1 pseudogene is annotated in these 263 nt (G+C 73.4%); it reads left to right on the top strand.

Annotation, left to right across the window (positions count from 1 at the left end):
• A pseudogene (locus GFH49_RS01730) lies at nt 1-263 on the top strand (serine hydroxymethyltransferase); the annotation flags it as partial.

Here is a 263-nt window from a genome sequence, read left to right as displayed (position 1 = left end):
TTCAAGGAGCGGCAGCGCCGCACGGTCGAGGGCGCGAAGATCCTCGCCGAGCGGCTGACGGCGCCGGACGCCCATGCGGCCGGGGTGAACGTGCTCTCCGGCGGCACGGACGTGCACCTGATCCTGGTCGACCTGCGCGACTCCGAGCTGGACGGCCGGCAGGCCGAGGACCGCCTCCACGAGGTCGGCATCACGGTCAACCGCAACGCCGTCCCGAACGACCCGCGCCCGCCGATGGTGACCTCGGGCCTGCGCATCGGCAC

The organism is Streptomyces blattellae, from assembly GCF_009709555.1.
In the GTDB taxonomy this organism is placed as follows: domain Bacteria; phylum Actinomycetota; class Actinomycetes; order Streptomycetales; family Streptomycetaceae; genus Streptomyces; species Streptomyces blattellae.
This window is presented reverse-complemented; position numbering and strand designations above follow the sequence as displayed.